The 25,472-nt window shown below is 61.1% G+C and carries 18 protein-coding genes and 1 pseudogene; 4 read left to right on the top strand and 15 right to left on the bottom strand.

Going from position 1 to position 25,472, the window contains the following annotated elements:
• Positions 1-72: 72 nt before the first annotated feature.
• The 6 genes from hutH to hutU all read right to left on the bottom strand — a co-directional run bounded on the left by hutH (position 73) and on the right by hutU (position 7,958).
• On the bottom strand, positions 73-1,596 hold the full coding sequence (gene hutH / locus KW841_RS10580) for a histidine ammonia-lyase (RefSeq protein WP_218475798.1): 1,524 nt from the start codon (positions 1,594-1,596) through the stop codon (positions 73-75).
• 152 nt (positions 1,597-1,748) lie between these two features.
• Complete coding sequence (locus KW841_RS10575; protein WP_007975542.1) at positions 1,749-2,579, bottom strand: glycine betaine/L-proline ABC transporter ATP-binding protein; 831 nt, start codon at positions 2,577-2,579, stop codon at positions 1,749-1,751.
• Positions 2,576-3,427, bottom strand: a complete 852-nt coding sequence (locus KW841_RS10570) for a proline/glycine betaine ABC transporter permease (RefSeq protein ID WP_103396924.1) — start codon at positions 3,425-3,427, stop codon at positions 2,576-2,578. The genes KW841_RS10575 and KW841_RS10570 overlap by 4 nt, the downstream gene beginning before the upstream one ends.
• 192 nt (positions 3,428-3,619) lie before the next feature.
• A complete protein-coding gene (locus KW841_RS10565) occupies positions 3,620-4,588 on the bottom strand; it encodes an ABC transporter substrate-binding protein (RefSeq protein WP_218475796.1) in 969 nt (322 codons plus the stop codon).
• 69 nt (positions 4,589-4,657) lie between these two features.
• Positions 4,658-6,127: a cytosine permease gene (locus KW841_RS10560; RefSeq protein WP_218475793.1), complete on the bottom strand. Its 1,470-nt coding sequence runs from the start codon at positions 6,125-6,127 to the stop codon at positions 4,658-4,660.
• 163 nt (positions 6,128-6,290) lie between these two features.
• On the bottom strand, positions 6,291-7,958 hold the full coding sequence (hutU, locus tag KW841_RS10555) for a urocanate hydratase (RefSeq protein ID WP_218475790.1): 1,668 nt from the start codon (positions 7,956-7,958) through the stop codon (positions 6,291-6,293).
• A 451-nt stretch (positions 7,959-8,409) separates the two neighbouring features.
• Between hutU and KW841_RS10550 the strand changes: the two genes are divergently transcribed.
• Entirely contained in the window at positions 8,410-10,047 is a 1,638-nt protein-coding gene (locus tag KW841_RS10550) for a methyl-accepting chemotaxis protein (protein ID WP_218475788.1), read from the top strand.
• A 6-nt stretch (positions 10,048-10,053) separates the two neighbouring features.
• Here the strand turns inward: KW841_RS10550 and KW841_RS10545 are convergent, their stop codons facing one another.
• Together KW841_RS10545 and hutC are read right to left on the bottom strand one after the other, a co-directional pair.
• Entirely contained in the window at positions 10,054-10,626 is a 573-nt protein-coding gene (locus tag KW841_RS10545) for a HutD family protein (protein ID WP_218475786.1), read from the bottom strand.
• Between the two features lie 10 nt (positions 10,627-10,636).
• Entirely contained in the window at positions 10,637-11,347 is a 711-nt protein-coding gene (gene hutC / locus KW841_RS10540) for a histidine utilization repressor (protein ID WP_162135916.1), read from the bottom strand.
• A gap of 146 nt (positions 11,348-11,493) precedes the next feature.
• Here hutC and KW841_RS10535 point away from each other — a divergent pair, with 146 nt between their 5' ends.
• Positions 11,494-12,858 (top strand): formimidoylglutamate deiminase, encoded by a 1,365-nt coding sequence (locus KW841_RS10535; protein WP_218475784.1) that lies wholly within the window; start codon positions 11,494-11,496, stop codon positions 12,856-12,858.
• Between the two features lie 122 nt (positions 12,859-12,980).
• Here the strand turns inward: KW841_RS10535 and KW841_RS10530 are convergent, their stop codons facing one another.
• Positions 12,981-13,550, bottom strand: coding sequence for a lipocalin family protein (locus KW841_RS10530; protein ID WP_218475782.1), 570 nt, complete (start codon positions 13,548-13,550; stop codon positions 12,981-12,983).
• 30 nt (positions 13,551-13,580) lie between these two features.
• Entirely contained in the window at positions 13,581-13,835 is a 255-nt protein-coding gene (locus KW841_RS10525; RefSeq protein ID WP_007975531.1) for a hypothetical protein, read from the bottom strand.
• A 284-nt stretch (positions 13,836-14,119) separates the two neighbouring features.
• On the opposite strand from KW841_RS10525, the pseudogene KW841_RS30030 reads away from it, so the two are divergent.
• Together KW841_RS30030 and KW841_RS30025 are read left to right on the top strand one after the other, a co-directional pair.
• A pseudogene (locus tag KW841_RS30030) lies at positions 14,120-15,154 on the top strand (cache domain-containing protein); the annotation flags it as partial.
• A 93-nt stretch (positions 15,155-15,247) separates the two neighbouring features.
• Positions 15,248-16,012 carry a methyl-accepting chemotaxis protein gene (locus KW841_RS30025; RefSeq protein WP_371317842.1) on the top strand — a complete coding sequence of 255 codons (765 nt, stop codon included), beginning with the start codon at positions 15,248-15,250 and terminating at the stop codon, positions 16,010-16,012.
• Between the two features lie 133 nt (positions 16,013-16,145).
• Here the strand turns inward: KW841_RS30025 and KW841_RS10515 are convergent, their stop codons facing one another.
• The 5 genes from KW841_RS10515 to KW841_RS10495 form a co-directional block, all read right to left on the bottom strand.
• Positions 16,146-16,748, bottom strand: coding sequence for a DUF924 family protein (locus KW841_RS10515; RefSeq protein ID WP_218475776.1), 603 nt, complete (start codon positions 16,746-16,748; stop codon positions 16,146-16,148).
• Between the two features lie 3 nt (positions 16,749-16,751).
• Positions 16,752-17,762, bottom strand: a complete 1,011-nt coding sequence (locus tag KW841_RS10510) for a class 1 fructose-bisphosphatase (protein ID WP_015093094.1) — start codon at positions 17,760-17,762, stop codon at positions 16,752-16,754.
• Between the two features lie 275 nt (positions 17,763-18,037).
• A complete protein-coding gene (locus KW841_RS10505; RefSeq protein WP_218475774.1) occupies positions 18,038-19,411 on the bottom strand; it encodes a DUF3999 domain-containing protein in 1,374 nt (457 codons plus the stop codon).
• Positions 19,408-22,611, bottom strand: a complete 3,204-nt coding sequence (locus tag KW841_RS10500; RefSeq protein WP_218475772.1) for a DUF2339 domain-containing protein — start codon at positions 22,609-22,611, stop codon at positions 19,408-19,410. The genes KW841_RS10505 and KW841_RS10500 overlap by 4 nt, the downstream gene beginning before the upstream one ends.
• A gap of 156 nt (positions 22,612-22,767) precedes the next feature.
• A complete protein-coding gene (locus KW841_RS10495; RefSeq protein ID WP_218475770.1) occupies positions 22,768-25,218 on the bottom strand; it encodes a glycogen/starch/alpha-glucan phosphorylase in 2,451 nt (816 codons plus the stop codon).
• Between the last annotated feature and the right edge of the window lie 254 nt (positions 25,219-25,472).

Below are 25,472 nucleotides of genomic sequence, written 5' to 3'. Positions count from 1 at the left end.
AAATATCCGTTGTCCGTCGCTTCCCCCTTTTTAAGGGGGCTGGCGCCTTGGCACGCTGGTCTTGTTTGGAAATCAGTTCAAGTTCGGTAAGGTTTTTTGCAGCAAAGCAGGGTCTTTCAGAACGCCGGCAGCGGCAGCAATATCCGGCGCCAGCCAGCGATCCTGGTCATAGGCAGGAACGTGCTCACGCAGCAGACGCCAAGCGGCATCGGTGCCCGCGCCGAAGCGTTGTTCTTTCAAGAATTCGAACGCCTGGGCCGCCAACAGGTACTCGATGGCGAGGATCTGCGCGCAGTTTTCCAGCGCGCGATGCAGCTTCAGCGCAGCGTTGGTGCCCAGGCTCAGGTGGTCTTCCTGCAGGCCCGACGTCACGTAGTTATCCAGCACCGCCGGTTGTGCCAGCTGACGGTTTTCCGCACACAGGGACGCGGCCACGTATTGCACGATCATCATCCCGGAGTTCACCCCCGGGTTGGCCACCAGGAACGCCGGCAAGCCGCTGACGTGCGGGTTGATCAAGCGGTCCAGGCGACGTTCGGCAATGGAGCCGATTTCCGCCATGGCAATCGCCAGCAGGTCCGCGGCCATTGCCACGGACTGTCCGTGGGGGTTGGCCTGGGACACCACGCGGTAGCTGTCCGCAGTGCCCAGCACCAGCGGGTTGTCGGTGGCGCCGTTGAGTTCGGTTTCGATCTGTTTGGTCGCGTGCACCAGTTGATCGCGCGCAGCGCCGTGCACTTGCGGGATCGAGCGAATGCTCAGGGCGTCTTGCGTGCGAATGCCTTTGCTCTGGGCGATCACTTCACTGCCGTCGAGCAAGGCGCGCAGGTTGATCCCGACCTGTTGCATGCCAGGGTGCGGCTTGAGTGCGATGATCTCGGCATCAAACGCGTCGATCTGCCCGCGCTGGGCTTCGAAGCTCATGGCGCCGATCACGTCGGCCCATTCCAGCAGGCGCGTAGCGTCGGCAATGGCCAGGCAGCTCAGCCCGGTCATGCACGGCGTGCCGTTGACCAGGCACAAACCGTCCTTGGCGCCAAGCTTGACCGGCTGCAGGCCTTCTTCGGCCAGCGCCTGTTGCGCGGCAACGATCTGCCCGCGATAGCTGACATTGCCCACGCCCAGCAGCGCAATGCCGATGTGGGCCATGTGGGTCAGGTAGCCCACGGACCCCTGGGACGGCACCTGCGGGGTGATGCCGCGGTTGAGCAGCGCCAGCAGCGCTTCGACGACCTGACGGTGCAAGCCTGATTTGCCGTGGCTGTAGTTGACGATGGCGGCGCACATGATCGAACGAGTCTGCTCGTCGGCCAGTGGTGCACCCACACCACAGGCATGGCTGAGCAAGGTATTGCGCGATAATTGGCTGAGTTGTTCGTCCTGCAGCGAGACGTTGCACAGCGCGCCCAGGCCGGTGTTGATGCCGTAGGCACGTTCGCCGCTGGTGACGATGCGCTGGACGATGGCCTGGGCGTTTTCGATGCGCGCCCAGATCGACGCCGACAGCTCAAGCTGCGCGCCATGACGAGCGACGGCGACCACATCCTGCCAAGTGACCTGCGCTTGGGTGATAACGATTTTTTCAGCCTGGGACATCTTCAACCTCTGCGTACAAACCCAAATATTGATGCAGCTTTACCGGCCTCATCGCGAGCAAGCTCGCTCCCACAATGGATCTCCGGTGTTCACAAAATCCCTGTGGGAGCGAGCTTGCTCGCGATGAGGCCAGCACAGCCGGCACAAACCTCTTAAACCACCGCCGCCCGACGCTGCACAAAGCGGTCGACATACTCATCCGCCGGCGAGTGCAGGATCTCTCTCGGCGTGCCCACCTGGATCAGGCGGCCGTCCTTGAGGATCGCGATGCGGTTGCCGATGCGCACGGCCTCGTCGAGGTCGTGGGTGATGAAGACGATGGTCTTGTGCAGGGTCTTTTGCAGTTCCAGCAACTGGTCCTGCATCTCCGCACGAATCAGCGGGTCGAGGGCACTGAAAGCTTCGTCCATCAGGATGATGTCGGTGTCCGCCGCCAGGGCGCGGGCCAGGCCCACACGCTGGCGCATGCCGCCGGAAAGCTGATGCGGGTATTTGTTTTCGTAGCCCTTGAGGCCCACGGTGTTGATCCAGTGCAGCGCACGCTCGGCGCACATGGCTTTGCTTTCACCACGGATTTTCAGGCCGTAGGCGACGTTGTCCAGCACGCTCTTGTGCGGCAACAGGCCGAAGCTCTGGAACACCATGCTGATCTTGCGCCGGCGAAATTCGCGCAAGGCTTCCATGTCGTACTGCAGGATGTCCACGCCGTCCACCAGGATCGCGCCGCTGGTCGGATCGATCAGGCGGTTGAAGTGGCGTACCAGGGTCGACTTGCCGGAACCCGACAGGCCCATGATCACGAAAATCTCGCCGCTGCCGATACTCAGCGACAGGTCGTTCACGCCGACCACGCAGCCGGTTTCGGCCAGCACCTGATCCTTGGTCTTGCCCTGGCCGACCATGGCCAGCGCGTCCTTGGCACGGTTGCCGAAAATCTTGAAGACGTTCTTGACTTCGATCTTGCTCACGGTTGCGTTGTTCATTTGCTCACCTCATGCCGTGCGCGACCGTACGCCTGCGTAATGCGGTCGATCACCACAGCCAGAATCACGATCGCCAGACCGGCTTCGAGGCCACGTCCAACGTTCAGGGTCTGAATCCCCACCAGCACGTCTTCACCCAGGCCACGGGCACCGATCATCGAAGCGATCACTACCATCGACAGGGCCATCATGGTGGTCTGGTTGATACCCGCCATGATGCTCGGCAGGGCCAGCGGCAGTTGCACGCCGAACAGTTGCTGCCAGCGGTTGGCACCGAAGGCGTTGATCGCTTCCATCACTTCGCCGTCGACCTGGCGAATGCCCAGATCGGTCAGACGGATCAGCGGTGGCGCGGCGTAGATCACGGTGGCGAAAATCGCCGGGACCTTGCCCAGGCCGAACAGCATCAGCACCGGGATCAGGTACACGAAGCTCGGCATGGTCTGCATGATGTCCAGCAACGGCATCAGCACCGAACGCAGGCGATTGCTGCGTGCCGAGAGAATGCCCAGCGGAATGCCGATCAACACCGAAATGATCGTCGCCACCATCATCAGCGCCAGGGTCTGCATCAGCTTGTCCCAGAGGCCGACCGCACCCACCAGGAACAGCAGACCGACGATCACCGCCGTGGTCACGACTTTACGGGTCGCGTGCCAGGCCACGCCCGCCACGATCGCCAGCATCAGCCACCAGGGCGCTGCACGCAGCAGGCTTTCAAGATTGACGATGGCCCACAGCAGCGTATCGGAGATGTGCCGGAACACGTCGCCGTAGTTGGTGACCAGCGAATCGACCCAACCGTTGACCCAGTCGGCGATGGAAAAGGTAAAGCTTTCGGGAAACATAAGAGACTCTCAATCAAGGGCTTCGCAGCACCACAAAGCAGTGCTGTAAAGCTTGCCCTTATAAACAAGCTGTTTGAAAACGTAGCGAGCGAAGGCAAGACAAGGCGAAAGCAGGCGAGAAAGCGGAGTTGACTTTAGTCAATGAGCATTTCGAGTCTGCTTTCAACGCAGTATTGCCGAGCGCAGTAGTTTTCAAATCGCAGCGTCGATTTTCTTGGCTGCGTCTTCGCTCACCCATTGGTGCCAGACTTCAGGATGTTCCTTCAAGAAGATCTTGGCCAGTTTTGGCGACTCGATCCGCTCTTTGGTCATGCGTCCCAGGTTCTGGTTCAGCAGGTCGATCGGCACGTTGACCTTTTCCAGCACGGCCACCAGTTCCGGGGCTTCGTCGTGGAAGGTCTTGGACAGGCCGACCTTGATGGTCACCGTCTTGTTCACGCCTGGTTTCTCTTCGAGTTTCACCACGTCGACCTGGCCCATCAGCGGGGTTGGCGACCAGTAGTAGAACAGGATCGGCTCGCCACGCTTGTAGCTCGACAGCACGGCGGCATCCAGCGCCGGGCCGGTGCCTGGGCGGAAGTTGGTGTAGGTGCTTTCCAGGCCGTAGCTTTTCAGCATTTCGCTGTTGTCGAGTTCACAGGTCCAGCCGGCCGGGCAATTGTAGAAACGGCCCTTGGATGGCTCTTCGGCGTCCTTGAAAACGGCCGAGTACTTGGCCAGGTCGGCAATATTCTTCAGGTCCGGCGCCTTGGCTTCCAGCTTGCGCTTGGCGTCGCCTTCGATCACGTAGCGCGGCACGTACCAGCCTTCGATAGCACCCACCACCGGCGCGCCGACACCGACGACCTTGCCGGCCTTCTCAGCCTTGTTCCAGACTTCGCTGCGGCCGACCCACTCTTCGGCAAACACTTGAATATCGTTGCTGCTCAGGGCGTTTTCCATGGTGATGGAGTTGCCCGGCAGGCTGTCGGTCTTGCAGTCGTAGCCTTTCTCCAACACGACTTGCATCACGTCGGTCAGGAGCATGGCGCTTTCCCAGTTCAAGCCGGCGAATTTCACCGGTTTGCCCGACTCGCACCAGCCCGCCGCCTGAGTGGCGCCAGCGCTGGCCAGCAGGCCCATGGAAAGCAATGTGGTCAGCAGGGTCTTGTTCGATTTCATTGTTGTGACGCTCCTAATCATGAATTGGCTTACGGCAGTCAAGAGGCATCCAGCCCTGTCCACGTCCAATCAGGCCTGCGCCGCAGCGCGACCGACATTCAGCTTTTGTTCGGTGACCGCGTCCTGCTCGACCGGCAGGATCAAACGATCAGGCACTGTGCCGTGCCATTTTTTCGCACACAGGTAATACAGGGCTGCGGGAATCACCAGACCGATGATCCAGGAAATATCCACATCACCCAGGGCCGCCACCAGCGGACCGGTATAGAACTTGGTGGAGATGAACGGCAGCTGCACCAGCACACCGAACACATAGACGCTGATACCGAGAAGGTTCCAACGACCGTAGCGACCGTTCGGATCGCCCAGCGCCGGCACGTCATAGCGCTCGCGAGTGATGCAGTAGTAGTCCACCAGGTTGATCGCACTCCATGGCGTGAAGAACGCCAGCAGGAACAGGATGAAGGACTTGAACGCACCGAGGAACGAGTGCTGGCCGAGCAACGCCATCAGGGTCGCAGCACCGACGATGACCAGCACGAAGACCAGACGCTGCAAGCGCGTGACTTTGAGGTCACCACGGAAACCGCTGATGATGGTCGCGATGCACATGAAGCTGCCGTAGGAGTTCAGTGTGGAAATGGTGACCTTGCCGAACGCGATGCTGAAGTACAGCAGCGCGGCGGTGGCACCGGTCCCGCCCAGACCCACGATGTACGCCACTTCGTGGCCGGCGAATTGCCCGTTGGCCGAAGCGGCAGCGAACACGCCGAGGACCATCGCCACCTGTGCACCAATGACCGAACCTGCGCCTGCGGCGAAAAAGGTTTTCACCGAGGAAATCTTGCTCGGCAGGTAGCGAGAATAGTCAGCCACATAAGGGCCGAAGGCGATCTGCCAGGACGCCGCGAGCGACACCGCGAGCAAGAAACTGCTCCAGCTGAAGTGGCGGATTTGCAACAGAGCGCCAACGTCAACCTGGCTCATCAGACGGCTGAACAGATAAACAAAGGCAATCACGCCAATGACGCTGGCCACACGGCCGATCCAATGGATCACCCGATAACCGAGCACCGTGACCAGCACGATGACACTGGCGAAAAGGAGGATACCGACGGTGTCGCTGACGCCAAACAACTGGCCCAGCGCCTGGCCGGATAACACGGTTCCCGTAGCGGTGAAGCCCAGGTACATCAAGCAGACCAGCACGATCGGGATGGCCGCGCCGTACACGCCGAACTGTACCCGGCTGGAAATCATCTGCGGCAGGCCAAGCTTGGGGCCTTGCGCCGCATGCAGCGCCATCACGCCGCCACCGAGCAATTGCCCGATCAGCAGGCCGATCAGCGACCAGAACACGTCACCGCCCAGCACCACGGCGAGCGCCCCGGTGACAATCGCGGTGATTTGCAGGTTGGCACCCATCCACAGGGTGAATTGGCTAAACAGACGACCGTGTCTTTCCGCTTCCGGGATGTAGTCGATCGAGCGTTTCTCGATCAACGGTTTGTTGCCTGCACGTTCGTCAGTGACAGCCATGGTTCAACCTCTGTGGATTGTTCTGATTATTCATTGAGTTGATGTGTGGCTACTCTTCTGTGGGAGCGAGCTTGCTCGCGATAGCGGTTTGTCAGTCAACAAAGATGTTGAATGTGCCGGCCTCATCGCGAGCAAGCTCGCTCCCACATAAAGCAGTACAGCGTTACTTGCCGGTAATCATCGGCAGGTTCAGCCCTTGTTCCTTGGCGCAGTCGATGGCGATCTGGTAACCGGCATCGGCATGACGCATAACGCCAGTGGCCGGGTCGTTGTGCAGCACGCGAGCGATACGCTCGGCCGCTTCGTCGGTACCGTCGCAGACGATCACCATGCCCGAGTGCTGGGAGAAGCCCATGCCGACGCCGCCGCCGTGGTGCAGGGACACCCAGGTCGCGCCGCTCGCGGTGTTGAGCAGGGCGTTGAGCAGTGGCCAGTCGGACACGGCGTCGGAACCGTCTTGCATCGATTCGGTTTCACGGTTCGGGCTCGACACCGAACCGGAGTCCAGGTGGTCACGACCGATCACGATCGGCGCCGACAGCTCACCGCTGCGCACCATTTCGTTGAACGCCAGGCCCAGCTTGGCGCGCAGGCCCAGGCCAACCCAGCAGATACGTGCCGGCAGGCCCTGGAAGCTGATGCGCTCGCGCGCCATGTCCAGCCAGTTGTGCAGGTGGGCGTCGTCCGGGATCAGCTCTTTTACTTTAGCGTCGGTCTTGTAGATGTCTTCAGCGTTGCCCGACAGCGCAGCCCAACGGAACGGGCCGATACCGCGGCAGAACAGCGGACGGATGTAGGCCGGTACGAAGCCTGGGAAGTCGAATGCGTTTTCCACGCCTTCTTCCTGGGCCATCTGACGGATGTTGTTGCCGTAGTCGAAGGTCGGCACGCCCATTTTCTGGAAGTCCAGCATCGCTTTGACGTGCACGGCCATCGATTGCTTGGCGGCCTTGATCACAGCGGCAGGTTCAGTCTTGGCGCGAGCGCGGTACTGGTCCCAGGTCCAGCCGGCCGGCAGGTAACCGTTGAGCGGGTCGTGGGCGCTGGTCTGGTCGGTGACCATGTCCGGGCGTACGCCACGCTTGACCAGTTCCGGCAGGATTTCAGCCGCGTTACCCAGCAGCGCGATGGAGATCGCCTTGCCTTCTTTGGTGTACTTGTCGATACGCGCCAGCGCGTCGTCGAGGTCTTTGGCTTGCTCATCGACATAGCGGCTTTTCAGACGGAAATCGATGCTGACCTGCTGGCATTCGATGTTCAGCGAGCAGGCACCAGCCAGTGTCGCGGCCAGAGGCTGGGCACCGCCCATGCCACCCAGGCCAGCGGTCAGGACCCACTTGCCCTTGAGGTTGTCGTTGTAGTGCTGGCGACCGGCTTCGACGAAGGTTTCGTAGGTGCCCTGGACGATGCCCTGGCTGCCGATGTAGATCCAGCTGCCGGCGGTCATCTGGCCGTACATGGCCAGGCCTTTGGCGTCGAGTTCGTTGAAGTGTTCCCAGCTCGCCCAGTGCGGCACCAGGTTGGAGTTGGCGATCAGTACGCGCGGGGCGTTGGCGTGGGTCTTGAACACGCCGACCGGCTTGCCGGATTGCACCAGCAGGGTTTCGTCTTCGTTGAGGTTGGTCAGGCTTTCGACGATCTTGTCGTAGCATTCCCAGTTACGGGCAGCGCGACCGATACCACCGTAAACCACCAGTTCCTTAGGGTTCTCGGCGACTTCCGGGTCGAGGTTGTTCATCAGCATGCGCAGCGGCGCTTCGGTCAGCCAGCTCTTGGCGGTCAGCTTGTTACCGCGGGCAGCGCGGATTTCAACGTCACGAAATTTAGTCACGAAAAGAACTCCTCAGCAATCAATCCAAAACCAACCCAGGCAGTGGGCGAGCAAGCCAATGGGCATCAGTGCACACCGGCGAATCAGTGGACGATGGTTGAGTCCTCGTGACTCATACACATACGTCTTTACTTGTACATACAAGCATATGCAATCAAGCGGCCAACTTGTTGGATGAGCATTCAAGAAAAATTCTGAAACGGCTGGAGAGCGCCTGGAATAAGGGCTCAGGCGAAGATGAAATATTTTCCGGGGATTTTTTGTGGCGAGGGACTTTGTTACTTGAGCGCGGTTTTGCGCCACGCTGGGGCGTTCGGTAACACCTGATACCCAAATGAGCGCATTCCAGAAACACCCTACAACATCATCAGAAACATCTGACTCCACCTCCATCAATCCTCGCCGACTTCACGAGCAAGCCCCCTGATGTCACTTCTGCGAGGAACCCGTAATGAAACACTGGAAGGTCCAAACCCACCTGCTCCTGCTTGCCGGCATTCTCCTGAGCAGCCTGACCGGCATCGGCGCACTCGGCCTGTACGGCATGCGCGCTACGGTCCAGGGACTGGAGACGGTTTACCTGGACCGGGTCATTCCGCAACAGGACCTGAAGAAAATCTCCGAGCTGTATTCAGTCCGGATCGTCGACGCTATCCACAAGGCCCGCGATGGCATCCTCAGTGGCGTCGATGCAGCGCAGCAGATACGGCAAGCGATGCTTGAAATCGAACCGCTCTGGCGCACCTTCCTGTCGACCCGACTGGTTGATGAAGAGGTGCAACTGATCAACGAAATCACACCGCTGATGCAGGCGACCAAAGTACCGCTCCAGCGTTTGCAGGCGGTCTTGAACCGCAACAACGCCGCCAGTCAGAGCCTGGAGCAGTTCGCAACACACCAGCTTTACCCCTTGATCGACCCGCTGACCTCACTGTTCTCGCAGCTGACGGATGCTCAACTGAAAGAAGCTCGCCGTCAGTTCGAGCACAGCCAGGCACTCTATGAGATCAATATGAGGCTGATGGCCGTGGTCCTGGCTCTGGCACTGTTGTTTGGCAGTCTTTATGCCCTGCTGTTCAGCGCCAGGCTGGCGCGATACCTGGGCGCCGAGCCTCACGAACTGGCCAGTATCAGCACAAGGATTGCCCAGGGCAGGCTCGGCGATCCGGTGAACAGTAACGCGAAGTCAACGGGTGTCATGCAATCGGTCGAGGCCATGCGGCGCAGCCTGGCCAGCATGATCGGCAAGGTGCGCGAGGCCTCGCAGCATATCGAGTCCTCGACCCTGAACCTGAGCATCTCGTCTGAACAGGGCCTGAAACAGGCTGCCGAGCAAAATGGCGCGGCCTCTTCCATTGCCGCCGCCGCGGAACAGATGTCAGCCAACATTACGCACATCGCCGAGAACGCCGCGCAGGCGCACGACACCACACAAAAGGCCGAACAGATCACCGCTTTCGGCATTGCCACCATGGAACGCTCTATCCTCGAGATGCAGCAGATCGCCCAACTGGTGACCCAGACGTCGGATGAAATCGACCAATTGACCCTGCACTCCAACGCCATCGGGAAAATTGTCGGCATGATCCACAGCATTGCCGAACAGACCAATCTGCTCGCACTCAATGCCACCATCGAAGCGGCGCGGGCCGGTGAACAAGGACGCGGGTTTGCCGTGGTGGCTGACGAAGTGCGGGAGCTGGCAACCCGCACGACCCGCTCTACCGCCGAGATTGTGGTGCTGGTGAGCACCATTCAAAGCGGCATGAGAAAGGCCAACAGCAGCATGAACACTGGCCGCGAGCGCGTACTTCAGGGCCAACAATTGATCGACAGCGCCGGCGCGTCGATGAGTGATGTCAAGACCGCGCTCAGCGCGTCACTCAATGCAGTCAGCCAGATCTCCAATGCCTTGCAGGAACAGCGTGAAGCCAGCGAAGACGTGGCGCGCAATGTGGAAAGCGTGGCGCAGCGGGTCGAGGAGAATGTCGCGGCGCAACAAGAGGCGGTACAAACCATCCAGGCACTCAAGCAAATGTCGAGTGAGCTGGAGGCGACCGTTCGAGGTTTTACCCTCGAACGGGAATGACCAGGATCAGTCGCGCGAGGTCAGTTCGATCACGCAGCACAGCCCTTTGATGGCGACATCCAGTAATCCGGCATCAGCCTCCAATTGCAGGCAATCATGACGACCCAATTGCTGGTCGTTGTTATCGACCGACACCTCAACCTGCTCACTCATGCTGAACACCAACACCGTGCCCGCCGAACTGAAAAACCGCTGCTCGCCCGATAACCACTGCAACCGCGCGCTATAACGCTGCGGCGCGTAAATCAGGTTGAAATCGCGGATCGGACCACCGACCAATGTGCAGGACACCTTGCTTTCACCGCTGAAGGCAAACGGGTCCAGCGGTAACAGTGGCCGTGTGCTCTGGCCATCCACCGTCAGGGTCATGCCGTCGCCCTGCAACACGGTGATGATCCGCTCGTAACCGGCAAAAGTGGAAAACCCGCCCGACTCGCCAATGTCGGCAATCGACAGGCGCCAGCCGAAGCCATCCAGCCCAGTGCCAGCATCGCGGGTGATTTCTTCGGTGCTGCCGCCGCCGTTTTTCCACGGCATGCGCGGGTAATCCTTGGCGCGTAAAACCTTTGCGTTACTCATTTATGGCTCTCTATTTATGAAACCGACCTTCCAGGCGATGACGGGAACCGGGGTGGATCAAGCGAGCGGCGGTCACCGGCTGGCGGCCGGACCAGGTGCGGCGACGGATCAGCAGGCACGGCTCGCCTTTTTCAATCTGTAGCAATTTGCATTCGGACGGCTCGGCCAGGATCGCCTCGACCACGTGCTCGCCTTCGGTCAGCGGCGCGACCTGGTTCAGGTAGGCGTAGGGCGTTTGCAGGGTGAAGTCCTGCTTGAGGTAATCCGGCGCCACCAGCGCGTTAACGAAACGGTCTTCGATCTGCACCGGAATATCGTTCTCGAAATGCACGATCAGCGAGTGGAATACCTTCTGCCCTTCGCGCATGTCCAAGGCCAGGGCGCGCTCGGAGCCGGCAGCCTCTTCTTCAAGGGTGATGACCTTGCAGGTGTGGCGATGACCGCGAGAGGCGATTTCATCGGCGATGTTGTGCACTTCGAACAGCGCGGACTGGCTTTTCGGCTCGGCGACGAAGGTGCCGACGCCTTGCATGCGCACCAACAGACCGTCGGCAGTCATCTCGCGCAGGGCACGGTTGATGGTCATGCGGCTGAAGCCCAACTGGCTGACCAGCTCGCTTTCCGACGGAACGCGGTAGTGCGGCGGCCAGTTTCCGCTGTCGATTTGCTGGGTGATCATTTGTTTGACGCGGGCGTACAAGGGCGCCGGACTGTCGCCCATGTTCGCGGCCAACGGTGAGACTGGAGGCGGAGTCGGCACGGTTAATCCTTGGTCGTTTGGATAGGGTTGCTAGCTTGCCGGAGTTTACCGGGCAGGCAAACGTCTGTATATGTATATACAAATAACACACGATGGGGTGCTGAACCATGTCCGCCTTCTTTGCCGAACGCGCGCTGCTGCCTAGTGGATGGGCCAACAATGTACGTCTTGAGGTCAGCGCCGATGGCGTATTGACTCATATCCAGGCCGATTCTCATGCAGATGGCGCCGAGCGGCTGAGCGGTCCGCTGCTGCCTGGCATGCCGAACCTGCACTCCCACGCCTTCCAGCGGGCCATGGCCGGGCTGGCGGAAGTGGCGGGCAATCCGAACGACAGTTTCTGGACCTGGCGCGATCTGATGTACCGCCTCGTCGGAAAAATCAGCCCGGAGCAACTCGGCGTCATCGCCCGTCAGCTGTACATCGAAATGCTCAAGGCCGGTTACACCTCGGTGGCGGAATTTCATTACGTACACCACGACATCAGCGGCCAGCCTTATGCCGACCCGGCTGAACTGGCCCTGCGTATCAGCCAGGCCGCAGGTTCCGCGGGCATCGGTTTGACCCTGTTGCCGGTGCTCTACAGCCACGCAGGTTTCGGCGGACAGACCCCGAACGAAGGCCAGCGCCGCTTCATCAACAGCACCGAAAACTACCTCAAGCTGCAATCGCGCCTGCAACCGGTCCTGACGCAGCAACCGGTGCAAACCCTGGGCCTGTGTTTCCACTCATTGCGCGCGGTCACGCCGCAGCAGATCAGTGAAGTGCTGGCAGCCAGCGACAAGCAGTGCCCGGTGCACATCCACATCGCCGAGCAGCAGAAAGAAGTCGACGACTGCCTGACCTGGAGTGGCCGTCGTCCGCTGCAATGGCTGTACGAGAACTTCGACGTCGATCAACGCTGGTGCCTGGTCCACGCGACCCACGCCAATCCGGAAGAAGTCACGTCGATGGCCAAGAGCCGCGCCATCGCCGGCCTGTGCCTGACCACCGAAGCCAACCTCGGCGACGGGATCTTCCCGGCGGTGGACTTCCTCGCTCAGGGCGGCCGCATGGGCATTGGTTCCGACAGCCATGTGTCATTGAGCGTGGTGGAAGAATTGCGCTGGCTGGAATACGGCCAGCGACTGCGCGACCAGCGGCGTAATCGTTTGTATGGCGCGGAGCAGCCGATGGTCGGGCGCACCCTGTTTGATGCCGCGCTGGATGGCGGCGCCCAGGCACTGGGCCAGCCGATTGGCGCGCTGGAAGTCGGCAAGCGCGCCGACTGGCTGGTACTGGACGGCAACGATCCGTATCTGGCAACAGCCAGCGGCGACGGGATTCTCAACCGCTGGCTGTTTGCCGGTGGCGATCGTCAGGTGCGGGATGTGCTGGTGAACGGCCAGTGGGTAGTGCGTGACGGGCGCCATGCTGATGAAGAAGAAAGCAATCGCGCCTTCACCCAGGTCCTGCGCGAATTGCTGGGCTGACATCAAACATAAATGTGGGAGCGGGCTTGCTCGCGAAGGCGGACTGTCAGTCAACATCTCTATTGAATGTGACACCCTCTTCGCGAGCACGCCCGCTCCCACATTTGGATATGTGCTGACGGTTAGTTCGAGGTCTTGGCCATCTGCTGTTCCGACGCCCGCCAGATCAACCGCGTGGTGTCGTAACCCTGCTGACGCGCCTTGCTCAGCAAATCCTCACGCACCACTCCATTCACGGTCGGCGTGCGCGACAACAGCCACAAATACTTCCGGCTCGGATCACCGACGATGGCGGTCTTGTAGTCATCGCTGACGTACAGCACCCAGTAATCGCCCTTCGCCGTACCCGGGATCAGCCTGGAAAACCAGGTATCGAACTCGACTTTCAGCTTGTCGTTCTTGCCCGGCACCTCCGGATAAGCCGTGCCCTTGACCTCTTCCCATTGCCACTGCGCTGTCAGGCAGCGGTTCAATACCGCGACGTTGCCATCGGGTTTCAGCGTGTAATGGGCCTCGGATTGCGCGCAGTCTCGCTGGAAGTACATGGGCAGACGGGCCAACTCGTACCAGGTGCCCTGGTAGCGCTTGAGGTTGACGTTTTTGGCCGTCTTGGGCGCCAAAGGGTCCGGGCCAGACGTGGCACAGCCAGCCAACACCAGGCCGGCAAAAAGGATGATCAATAACCGCTTCATTATTTTTCTCCCGTGGGCGATCGCCCCGGTTTACTTCAGGCCTTGGCCGGAAAACATCAGCACTTTGTCACCGGCGAACTGCACGCTGATAAAGCTGTTCTTGTCGCCCCAGGTGCAACTGGACATGCCGAGCGCGCCTGAACAATCGGCGGGTTTGCCCAACAGGGTCTCCACATCGGCCTTGGCCATGCCGGCCGAGAGCTTCGAGTAGTTTTCCTGATTGACCTTGCTGCAGGCAGCGAGCAATACGCAGAACGAAAGCAGGGCGATGGAACGCAGCGACATGGTGAAACTCCGAGGGGCGTAGGGGATTGGCATGGCTGCCAAGCTGAAGCTTAGAAGAGAAAACCCCTGTCTGGTTCCCTGCCCGGCAGGCTATTTATCGGGCCACTCGTCTGCCTTTTGCCGAAAATCAACCACTTTCCTCGTTCACCAAGCATTTCGTCGTTTTTCAGAATAATCCGCCTAATCTTTGGCGCCGTTCAGTCGACATAGATGCAATGCAATGCCACGTCGGTGGCATTTGCTCCCCCATTTTGTAGAACAGCCCCTCTGCGGTAGCTCATCCCATGACCAGAAACATGAAGTTCAGCCACAAGATCTTGCTGGCTGCCGCCCTCGTGGTGGCCGTCGCATTCGCTTGTTTCATCCTGTTCAACGACTATCGCCAGCGCGAAACCCTGCGCAACAGTACCGAAGCCTCGATGCAGGAACTCGGCAGCCTGACTACCAGCAACATCCAGACCTGGCTGGAAAGCCGCATGCAGTTGCTGCAATCGATGGCCCAACAGGTCAGCGCCGATGGCAATGCCCCCGCCGGCCTGAAACGGATCATCGACCTGCCCGCCTACACCGGCAACTTCCAGCTGAGCTACTTCGGTGGCGCCGACGGTGTGATGTTCTCGGTCCCGGCCGGCAACCGCGCGGCGGACTACGACCCACGTGCCCGTGGCTGGTACAAAGCGGCCAATAGCGCACAACAGACCATCGTCACCGAACCGTATATCGCTGCGTCCTCCGGCAAGCTGGTGATCACCGTGGCCACTCCGGTGCAACACCAGGGCCAGATGATCGGCGTCGCCGGCGCCGACATCGATCTGTCCAGCGTCAGCGCGATCATCAACTCGCTGAACTTCGGTGGCCACGGTCATGCGTTCATCGTCGGCGCCGACGGCAAGATCCTGATTCACCCGGACAGCAAGCTGGTGCTCAAGAGCCTGACCGAGGCCTATCCGAGCGACACGCCGAAAGTCAGCCCAGGCCTGAAAGAAGTCGAGATCGACGGCAAACGCCAGTTCATCTCCTTCACCCACGTCAACGGCGTGCCATCGGCGGACTGGTACGTGGCACTGGTGCTCGACCAGGAAACGGCGTTCTCGATGCTCAGCGAATTCCGCACCTCGGCGATCATCGCCATGGTGATCGCCGTAGTGATCATCATCGCCCTGCTGGGCATGCTGATCAGCCTGCTGATGCAGCCGCTGCTGACCATGGGCCGCGCCATGCACGACATCGCCGAAGGCGAAGGTGACCTGACCAAGCGCCTGACCATTCACGGTCACGACGAATTCGGCGCGCTGGGGCTGTCGTTCAACCGCTTCGTCGAACGCATTCACACCTCGATCATCGAAGTGGCCTCGGCCACCGGGCAGGTCAACGAAGTAGCGCTACGTGTAGTGGCCGCGTCGAACTCGTCGATGTACAACTCCGACCAGCAAGCCTCGCGCACCAGCAGCGTGGCCGCGGCGATCAACCAGCTCGGCGCCGCCGCCCAGGAAATCGCGCAGAACGCCGCCCTCGCTTCGCAGCACTCCAGCGACGCCCGCAGCCTGGCCGAAGATGGCCAGCAGGTGGTGGATAAAACCATCGCGGCGATGCAGCAGTTGTCGGCGAAGATCAGCGACTCGTGCGGCAACATCGAAACCCTCAACAGCAACACGGTCAACATCGGGCAGATCCTGGAAGTGATCACCAGCATCTCCCAGCAGACCAACCTGCTGGCGCTCAACGCCGCCATCGAAGCGGCCCGCGCCGGTGAGGCCGGTCGCGGTTTTGCCGTGGTGGCCGATGAGGTACGCAACCTCGCTCATCGCACTCAGGACTCAGCGCAGCAAGTGCAAACGATGATCGAAGAACTGCAAGTCGGCGCCCGCGCAGCGGTGGGCATCATGACCGACAGTCAGCGCCAGAGCGAAAGCAGCGTCGGCATCGCCAACCAGGCCGGCGAACGCCTGGGCAGCGTGACCCAGCGCATTGGTGAGATCGATGGCATGAACCAGTCCGTGGCGACAGCGACCGAAGAGCAGACCGCCGTGGTGGAGTCGATCAACGTCGACATCACCGAAATCAACACGCTGAACCAGGAAGGCGTGGAAAACTTGCAGGCGACCTTGCGTGCCTGTGCCGATCTTGAGCAGCAGGCGGCGCGGTTGAAGCAGCTAGTCGGAAGCTTCAGGATCTAAGGCGCACTCACCGGCCCCTTCGCGGGCAAGCCCGCTCCCACAGGGATCTACGGCGGTCACAAATTTTGTGTCCGACCAAATCAACTGTGGGAGCGGGCTTGCCCGCGAAGGCGGCATCAGCCGCCATGAAGATCTAGAACCTCGACCCAGGCTTCGACAGAAACGCCAGTTCCTCAGCCGTACTCTCGCGCCCCAACACCGCATTCCTGTGCGGAAACCGACCGAATTGCGCAATCACTTTCTGATGCCTTTCGGCGAAATCCAGATAGTCGGCAAATAATGCCCGATCCTCTTCCGGCAACTGTGAAATCAGATTGATATAGCGCGAGACGCCTTCGTTCTGCACCGCCAGGTTCTCGCTATGCTCGAACACCAGGTAGATGAACACCCGCTGAATCGGCTGCAACTGCCGGTCGAAATCCGCGGCAATGCCTTGCGCCACCAGTGCCTGAGCCCTGATGTCACCGGAAAAAGCCTTGGGAGAATCGCGAAAGATCATTCGCGGGAGTTGATCGAGCAACAGCACCAGGGCCAGCCAACCTTCGGGACGTTGCATCCACTCGGTCAATCCGCCCGCCAGTGCCTGCTCGACCCAGTCCCCGAAACGCTCACGCGCTTCGAGGTCCTGGCTGTTGCGCTTGCCGAACCATAGCCTGCCCTTCTGCGCCGCCACTTCGCTCGCTGATCCGGAACTTCCGAACCACCAATCAAGCAACGGCTGCCAGGGCGCGGTCATGGTTTATTCCTTGTGGTAAGCCGTGACGCGGGCCACTTCTTCTTTCGAACCGAGGAACACCGCCACGCGCTGGTGCAGGCCTTCCGGCTGGATGTCGAGGATGCGCTGGTGGCCGTCGGTGGACGCGCCGCCCGCCTGCTCCACCAGGAACGACATCGGGTTGGCTTCGTACATCAGGCGCAGCTTGCCCGGCTTGGACGGCTCGCGGCTGTCACGTGGGTACATGAACAGACCGCCGCGGGTCAGGATGCGGTGCACGTCGGCTACCATCGCGGCGACCCAGCGCATGTTGTAGTTCTTTTTCAGCGGGCCCTCATCGCCTGCCAGCAATTCGCCGACATAGCGCTGTACCGGTGCTTCCCAGTGACGCTGGTTGGACGCGTTGATGGCAAATTCCTGGGTGGCTTCAGGAATGGTGATGTTCTCGTGGGTCAGTACGAAGCTGCCCATTTCACGGTCCAGGGTGAAGCCTTTCACGCCGTCGCCCAGGGTCAGGATCAGCATGGTCTGTGGACCGTAGATCGCGTAACCGGCGGCCACTTGCTGGGTGCCTGGCTGCAGGAAGGCCTTTTCATTCAAAGGTTCGTTCTGGCTCAGGTATTCGTTCGGGCAACGCAGCACCGAGAAGATAGTGCCGACCGGGGCGTTGATGTCGATGTTCGACGAACCGTCCAGCGGGTCGAATACCAGCAGGTACGCGCCTTTCGGGTATTTGCCCGGGATCTGGTAGGCGTTGTCCATTTCTTCGGACGCCATGCCGGCCAGGTGACCGCCCCATTCGTTGGCTTCGAGCAGGATTTCGTTGGAGATCACGTCGAGCTTCTTCTGCACTTCGCCCTGGACGTTTTCAGTGCCCATGCTGCCCAGTACACCACCCAGGGCGCCTTTGGACACGGCGTGGTTGATCTCCTTGCAGGCACGCGCCACCACTTCGATCAGGAAGCGCAGATCGGCAGGAGTGTTGTTGCTGCGGGTCTGCTCAATCAAATAGCGACTCAAGGTAACGCGGGACATGGAAGGCTCCGGTGGAATGGGGGGCTAAAAACCCGCGCAGTTTAACGCGAGTCGGGGCGCATTTCCTCCTATCAGACGTGATCCGCCGAAGAGAGTTCATGCGCGGGGTTGAGCGTAGATGGAAATGGGCGGGGTGTGAGCCTGGAAAGGGTGGCTTGTTTCAATATTTTTGGTGTCTGGCTGACCGCTTTCGCGAGCAAGCCCGCTCCCACAAGAACGGCGCTGTACCTGTGGGAGCGGGCTTGCTCGCGAATGGCGCGTAGCGCCAGCCATTCTCAGGATTTGGCAGAAGGCTTGCGCAGTAGACTGAACGCCATCGCCACCAGGAACACCACGCAGAGCAGCAACACCGCCCACAAACCGAATTTCTTCCAGTGGCTGTCGACCGGCGCCGACGTGGCGCCTGCCGACGGCTGCGTAGCCACCGTCCCGACATCCACCATGGCCCGGCCCAGGGTCGCCAGCTTCTGCGGGCTGTAATCCGGAATCAGCGTCGACAGCGGCAAGTTCGCCGCCTTCGCCGTCGAGCTCCCCACCGCCAGCGTGTAAGGCCCCGGCCCACGTGCCAGAAACACCAGTTGTGTGGCGCGCATGGCAAACTTCAGCGTCGGCGCCTGATCACCCAGGCCGCCGCCGCGTTCGTCCACGGTCAGTTTCAATTGCTGGACGATTTGCCCGGACAACTGCAATTGGTTTTGCACCACCTCCTGACCATTCTGCGTCAGGCGATAGAGCAAACCACTGCCCAACGGCTGCCATGGCAGGCTGCTGTCGCGCCGACCGGCCAGACTCACCGGCGCCAGGCTGTTGGGCTGGCTCAACCCGACCTGAACCCGCTCGACATTCAGCCCCATCGGCAACTGCCAGGTGTATACACCCGCCTTCTCGGTGCTGCCGGTCAACGCCTGGGACCAGACCAACGGCAGCGGCAGGTTGCGGGTATTGGCGCTTTGCAGTTGCGCCGAAGTCAGTGTCGGCGCCGAATGCGGGGTGATCCACAGCAACCGCAGATAGCGCGCCGACTGTCCCGGCAGGTTGACCTCATGCTGTTCGACCCGCTCGTCGGAAAAGGTCAGGCGCGCCACCTGCCCTTCGCCCCAGGACTGCCAATGCTGTAGATCATCGCTGGCTTCAACGGTGAAACGCTGGAAGCCGTCGCGTTCGCTGGTCCAGTCGAGAATCAATTGCTGCAATGGTGCCTTGATTGAGGAAGCGTCGAGCAACCAGCCGCGCAGCTCCTCCTCACCCGGCTCCAGCTGACTGGAGGGCTGCACCTCGACCAAGGTGCCATTGGCGCTCGATTGCACCCGCACGCTCGGTGCGGTTTCAGTGGCGTCCTCCGAGTTGTACAGCGCAAACCGCTTCACCTCGGTCAGGGTGCGCGTTTCACTGCTCTGCGCAGACTCCCGGGCCAGGGCGTACGCCTGAACATCACCGACGGCATTGAACACCCGCAGGTCGCTCAGGTCGGCCTTGCGCGCACTCAGTTGCACGCTCAACGGCAGTTCAAGACGATACCAAGGGCCTTCGCCCGCGACCAACAAAGGCACTTGGGTGGTGAAGTCCGCCGGTTTTTCCTGGGCGACCGCCGACAACACCACACCCATGGCAACAATGCCCAGCCAACCCAGGTTCAGCTTCTGACTCAAGACGACACTCCTTGTGATTCCGGGACCGGTTTGCCGGTATCCGGCACGGTTTCGGCGCGCTTGGGCGGTAGCGGAGCGAAATAACCCACCACCAGTAGCAACACGCCGACACCGATAAACGAAACGATCCGCGCCAGCCCACCGCGATTGCTCAATTCGACAAAAAACAGCTTGGCCACGACCACGCCAATCAAGGCCGCACCGATCAGCCAGACTTCGCGACGGCGACGCAAATGGCCGCCGATCATCAGGCTCAGGGCCATCAAGGTCCAGACAATGGACAGGCCGGCTTGCACCCGCATCGACTCCAGCAACAGATCCAGCTCGAACGGCACCGCGCTCCAATGGTGCGCCGTGCGCATCACCAACGCCGTAAAGAACACGAACAACGAGGCACCTGCGACCCCTTGCGTGGCAATGGCGGCGTAATCCTTGCGGACATCCAGTTGGGGCATGGCGCTGCGCGACCAGACATAGACGCCGAACAACGCAAACAACAGGCCCAGCTCCAGCGGGTTGATCAATGGCACGTAAGGCAGTGGCTCGGCGTTGCCCTCACTGGCGATATTCGCCAGCCAGAACCAGCCGAGCATCAGCAAGGCCAGCGGCGCAGCGGCGTACACACGGTATTCCCGCGGATAGGCCGACACCGGCCAAGGCCATGCGCGAGGTGCTGCCATCAACACCAGATACAGGCTTGGCAGAATCGCCCAGCCCAACCAGCGCCAGGCGTTGTATTGCTCGGACAGCACCAGCAAGGCGTAACGCAGTTCCAGCGCCAGCACGCCCATCAACAGCCAGCAACCGAGCACATGGGCGACGCTCAGCACGGGCGCGGGCAGCATGGGCGCCAGGCGTCGCAGGGACATGAAATGCACGACGAACACGGCGGCCCACGCCAGCCAGCCGAAGTTGGCCGCCGGGTGATAACGCGAGTGCCAGGCCGCGAGCAGCACCAACGCCGCAGCGGGAATCAACACCGCGCCGAGCCCCGCCAGTGACGGCCATTTCAGGCGCAGCGCCAACACCGTCCACAGCGCAACACTCACGGCAGCAATGCCCAACAACAAAGTCGCCTGCGTCGACTGCGGCGCAAAATGCAGCACTTCGATGACCCAGGCCAGCGCCCACCAGCCTGCGCCCCACACCAGCAACGCCTGGGACAAGCGCAACAGACTCAGCCCTACGAACGCGGTGAACGAATGGCCGATCTGCAAACGCCAGGCCCCGACCATCGCGGCCAGCCCCAGCACCAGCGGCGCCCAGAACCCGCCATGGGCCAGGGGCTGCAGACCGTCACTGAACTGCGGCCCTGCCGTCAGGAACAGCGCGCCACCCAACAATTGCACAGCGAGCGCGGTGAACACGAACGTGCGCGATTGCAGGTACAAACCAACAAACAGCGTGAGCGCCCCGGCCAAGGCCCAACTGATCACCGTGCCGTGGCTGAAGAAAAACAAGGGTGCCAGCAAATAGAGAAACGCCAGCCCGAGACAAGCCAATACCGGCAGGCCTTTGAGCTCCCATGGCCTGATCTGCTCCGGCAAGGCTTTACGCAATTGGTAGAAGCTGAACAGCAAGGCGACGCCCAGTAACAGTGCACCTAGCGGTACACCGCCGAGCAGGCTGCTTTCGCTGTCGTGCAGTTCGCTGAGAAACGCCAGCGCCGCCCCCAATTGCAGCAGCAAGGCAAAGGCCCTGCCCAGGGGCCTTTGTTGGCGCAGACCGAGCCAGAAGATCCCCGCGCCTTCCACCGCCCATGCCGCCGTCGTCCAGCGTGCATCGAGCCCCAGCGGTATCGCCAGGCTGGCGAAGATCACGCCCAGGGCCAGGCAGGTTTCTCCCAACAACAGCGTGCGCCCGGCCATCAGCCAACGGGCAAGCCCCATGTAAATAATACCCATTGCCAAGGCACTGAATGCTGCAGCGAATTCCAGATGCTGCACCAGCGCGAACTGCAAGCCGAAACCCGCCAATGGCGGACCGAACAACAGCGTGCCGTCGACGTAGTCACCCTTGCGCGCCGACCAGCGCAGCAGTGCTTCGCGACTGCCGTCTGCGGGTGTATCGCCCATCTCCATCAATCGGCGCCGGGCGAACAGCAGACCAATGGCCACGTACATCAGGAAAAACAAAATCAGAAACGGCTCGGTGCTCGACAACAGCTCCGGCGAGTAGGAGCGTAGGCCCCAGGCGAATCCGATGCCGAAGGTGCCGGTGAAGCCGATGACATTCAACAGTCGCCAGGCCTTGAACCAGGCGATGGCGAAGATGCCGGCGTTGAGCAGGGTAAAGTAGCTGAACAGCGCGACATGGCTGCCGGCGCCGGTGGAGGCCAGGATGGGCGCGGCGAATCCACCCAGTGCGGCCGCGGCGGCCAGCCCCAGGGCGTCCTGGGCAATGGCAAGGATCGCCGAGCAGACTGTCACCGCCACCAGCAGGCCAAACCCCGCCGAGGGATCGAGCAGCGGATGCAGGCGCATCGCGGCAAACACCGTCAGGTACAACACGGCGATCCCGGCGCCCTGCAGGATCAAGGCGTAACCGCTGTTGCGGGCTCTCAACCACCAGCCCAAGCCGAGCAACCCCAAGGCTGCCGCTGCAACGCCCGCATAGCGCAACTCAATCGGCACCACCATGCCTTCGGTGGCATAGCGCAGCAGAAAGGCCAGGCCGAGGAACAGCAACACCACACCGACCCGCAACACGGTATTGCCACCGAACAACCAGGCGCGGGCGCGACTGATGACGCGGTCTATGAGATTCGGGCCACGCGGGGAGCCAGGCGATTGTGCTTCGCGAGCAGTCGGCTCGGGTTTCCAGGCATCAGCGGCCGGACTGCCGATTTCGCTGGCCGCGGCCTGGATTGGCTCGAGCTCGGGCGGCAGTTCCCAGACCAATTCCGTGGCTGCGGCAGGGGCTTCATCAAGGAAGGTTTCAGGTGAGACAAGCGGTTCGCGGGTTTCCGGCAACTTGACGCCCGATGCTTCGAGCAGCGTCAGCCGTTGCTCGACCGCTTGCAGGGCTACCTGCGCCTGCTCCAGCAAACGCCGCTGCTCGACGGCCTGCGAGTCCATGCGAGCCAAGCGAATAGCCTGGCCGATACCCAATCCGAGTAACGCGCCCAGCAGCGCATCGCTGAATGACTCGTCGAGTATCCAGCCGAGCACCAGCCCTATCAGCATGAACATCCATTGCATGGTCGATATCCCTAAGCGCATTGGCCAATCCGGAAAGATTAGCTCAGCCGTATCCATAAAGATCGCAGCCTTCGGCAGCGCCTACAGGATGGGTGTAGGAGCTGCCGAAGGCTGCGATCTTTTCCGGCGTGCCAGTATATCCACCCGCCCGAAGACTTACTCCAGCGCCTTCCAGATTTCCGTGGCGTACTCGCGAATGGTCCGGTCGGACGAGAACCAGCCCATCCGCGCCGTGTTCAACACCGCTGAACGCCACCACTCCTTCGAGTCGTGCCAATGGGCTTCGACGCGCATCTGCGCGTGCCAGTAGGAATCGAAGTCGGCGCAGACCAGGAAGCGGTCGTAATCCACCAGCGAATCGATCAACCCGGTGTAACGGGACGGGTCATCCGGCGAGAACACCCCGCCACGAATCGCTTGCAGCACATCGTTCAGGCGATGGGACGCGGCGATGTCCGGTACGGCGCTGAACTCATGGTTCTGCTTGCGCGCCTCCACCTGCTGCGCGCTGAGGCCGAAGATGAACATGTGCTCGGCACCGATGCGGTCGCACATTTCCACGTTGGCCCCGTCCAGGGTGCCGATGGTCAGCGCGCCGTTCAGGCCGAACTTCATGTTGCTGGTGCCTGACGCTTCGAAACCGGCGGTGGAGATCTGCTCGGACAAATCCGCCGCCGGAATGATGCTCTCCGCCAGGCTGACGTTGTAATTGGGCAGGAACACCACTTTGAGCAAGCCGCGCACGGTGGGGTCGTTGTTCACCACCCGGGCGATGTCGTTGGTCAGCTTGATGATCAGTTTGGCCTGGTGATAACTCGCGGCGGCCTTGCCGGCGAAGATTTTCACCCGTGGCACCCAGTCGATTTCAGGTTCGGCGCGGATCGCCTGGTACAACGCCACGGTGTGCATCAGGTTGAGCAACTGGCGTTTGTATTCGTGGATACGTTTGACCTGCACGTCGAACATCGCCGCCGGGTTGACCGCCACACCCAACCGCTCATGAATCAGGAACGCCAAAGCCTTCTTGCTGTGCAGTCGTTGCTCGGAGAACGCCTTGCGGAACGCGCTCTTCTCGGCAAACGGCTCGAGGGCGAGCAAACGCTCTTCCGGGTTGTCCAGCACCTCGGGGCCCAGGGCATCGACCAGCATCGAGGTCAGCTCGGGGTTGGCCTGATACAGCCAGCGGCGGAAGGTAATGCCATTGGTCTTGTTGTTGATTCTCTCCGGGTACAGCTTGTGCAGTTCGGAGAACACCGTCTTGCGCATCAGTTGCGTGTGCAACCCGGACACGCCGTTGACACTGTGGGAGCCAAGAAACGCCAGGTTGCCCATGCGCACCCGACGACCGTTGTCTTCCTCGATCAGCGATACCGCGCGCAGTACGTCGAAGTCGTGGATGCCTTTGGCCCGCAGGGAGTCGATGTGGTGGGCGTTGATCAGGTAAATGATCTGCATGTGCCGCGGCAGCATGCGCTCCATCAAGCCGACCGGCCAGGTTTCCAGCGCTTCGGGCAGCAAGGTGTGGTTGGTATAGGAGAGCGTATCGACGGTGACCTGCCACGCCGCATCCCATGCCACGTCATAGACGTCGACCAGTTGCCGCATCAGTTCAGCCACGGCAATCGAGGGGTGGGTGTCGTTGAGCTGGATCGAGGCGTGATCGCCCAGGGTCAGCACCGAGGTGTGCATGTTGCGATGGCGGCGCAGCAGATCCTGCAACGAGGCGGCGACGAAGAAGTACTCCTGGCGCAGGCGCAACTCCTGGCCGGCCTCGGTGCTGTCCGCCGGGTACAGCACCCGGGAGATGCTTTCGGCCCGGGCCACTTCGGCCACGGCGCCCAGGTGGTCACCGGCGTTGAAGCGCTCCAGGTGCAGATCTTCCATGGCCCGGGCGCGCCACAGGCGCAGCGTGTTGACGCTCGCCCCGCGCCAGCCGACCACCGGCGTGTCGTAGGCAATCGCCCGTACGGTTTCCGCCGGGGACCAGACTTGGCGGGATTTGCCGGTGTCGTCGGTCAGGGTCTCGACACTGCCGCCGAAACCGATGGTGTAGACCACTTCCGGCCGCTCGAACTCCCACGGGTTGCCGAAATCCAGCCAGTGTTCGGTCTGCTCCTGCTGCCAGCCGTCGACAATCGCCTGGCGAAACAACCCGTGTTCATAGCGGATGCCGTAACCATGACCGGCGATGCCGAGGGTTGACATGCTTTCCAGGAAACACGCCGCCAGACGCCCGAGGCCGCCGTTGCCCAGGGCCGCATCGGGCTCCAGCAGACGGATGCGCTCAAGGTCGACGCCGAGTTCGGTCAGGGCTTCGCGCGCCACGTCGAGCAGGCCGAGGTTGCTCAGGCTGTCGAACAGCAGCCGGCCGATGAGGAATTCGAGGGAAAGGTAATAAACGCGCTTCTGGCCTTTGCGGTAGATCTGCCGCGTGTGGTCCATCCAGTGCTCGACCATGTGATCCCGCGCGGCCAGGGCGATGGCTTCGAACCAGTCATGGTCGAAGGCGTGATCCGGGTCTTTGCCCACTGCATAAGTGAGCTTGGTCAAGACGGCGTCGCGGAATGCGGCCACCTCTGCTTCGCGAACAAGTGGTTCTTGAGTCATCGATAGGACCTCGAGCGAGCTTGGAGTTGTCTGAGCCTAGACGGTCTGACAGGCGGTAGAGGCTCTGGTTCGGCAGTTTTTCCTGTAAGTGCGAATCGGGTCGGCAATACATTGTCGAGTACCTGATTCAATGCAGGGGCCGTGCCGGATTAGCGGTTTATTGGCCGGCAGTGAAAAAATCTGGCGAAAGGTTGTTCAAAAATCCACCAGTCCCGGTATGATCGCGCGCCCTGATGCACACGCTGGTAACAAAC

This window comes from Pseudomonas sp. PDM28, assembly GCF_019219115.1.
GTDB lineage: Bacteria > Pseudomonadota > Gammaproteobacteria > Pseudomonadales > Pseudomonadaceae > Aquipseudomonas > Aquipseudomonas laurylsulfatiphila.
The sequence above is the reverse complement of the archived record's forward strand: the minus strand, read 5'-3'. Positions and strand labels throughout refer to the sequence as shown.

Coding starts and splice junctions, on each gene's coding strand:
- KW841_RS10570 (WP_103396924.1), bottom strand. CDS start 3,427: ATGTTTCCCGAAAGCTTTACCTTTTCCATCGCCGACTGGGTCAACGGT.
- KW841_RS10545 (WP_218475786.1), bottom strand. CDS start 10,626: ATGAGTAACGCAAAGGTTTTACGCGCCAAGGATTACCCGCGCATGCCG.
- KW841_RS10510 (WP_015093094.1), bottom strand. CDS start 17,762: ATGTCCCGCGTTACCTTGAGTCGCTATTTGATTGAGCAGACCCGCAGC.
- KW841_RS10525 (WP_007975531.1), bottom strand. CDS start 13,835: ATGTCGCTGCGTTCCATCGCCCTGCTTTCGTTCTGCGTATTGCTCGCT.
- hutH (WP_218475798.1), bottom strand. CDS start 1,596: ATGTCCCAGGCTGAAAAAATCGTTATCACCCAAGCGCAGGTCACTTGG.
- KW841_RS10535 (WP_218475784.1), top strand. CDS start 11,494: ATGTCCGCCTTCTTTGCCGAACGCGCGCTGCTGCCTAGTGGATGGGCC.
- KW841_RS10500 (WP_218475772.1), bottom strand. CDS start 22,611: ATGCAATGGATGTTCATGCTGATAGGGCTGGTGCTCGGCTGGATACTC.
- KW841_RS10515 (WP_218475776.1), bottom strand. CDS start 16,748: ATGACCGCGCCCTGGCAGCCGTTGCTTGATTGGTGGTTCGGAAGTTCC.
- KW841_RS10560 (WP_218475793.1), bottom strand. CDS start 6,127: ATGGCTGTCACTGACGAACGTGCAGGCAACAAACCGTTGATCGAGAAA.
- KW841_RS10575 (WP_007975542.1), bottom strand. CDS start 2,579: ATGAACAACGCAACCGTGAGCAAGATCGAAGTCAAGAACGTCTTCAAG.
- KW841_RS10530 (WP_218475782.1), bottom strand. CDS start 13,550: ATGAAGCGGTTATTGATCATCCTTTTTGCCGGCCTGGTGTTGGCTGGC.
- KW841_RS10550 (WP_218475788.1), top strand. CDS start 8,410: ATGAAACACTGGAAGGTCCAAACCCACCTGCTCCTGCTTGCCGGCATT.
- KW841_RS10565 (WP_218475796.1), bottom strand. CDS start 4,588: ATGAAATCGAACAAGACCCTGCTGACCACATTGCTTTCCATGGGCCTG.
- KW841_RS30025 (WP_371317842.1), top strand. CDS start 15,248: ATGTACAACTCCGACCAGCAAGCCTCGCGCACCAGCAGCGTGGCCGCG.
- KW841_RS10495 (WP_218475770.1), bottom strand. CDS start 25,218: ATGACTCAAGAACCACTTGTTCGCGAAGCAGAGGTGGCCGCATTCCGC.
- hutC (WP_162135916.1), bottom strand. CDS start 11,347: ATGGGCGACAGTCCGGCGCCCTTGTACGCCCGCGTCAAACAAATGATC.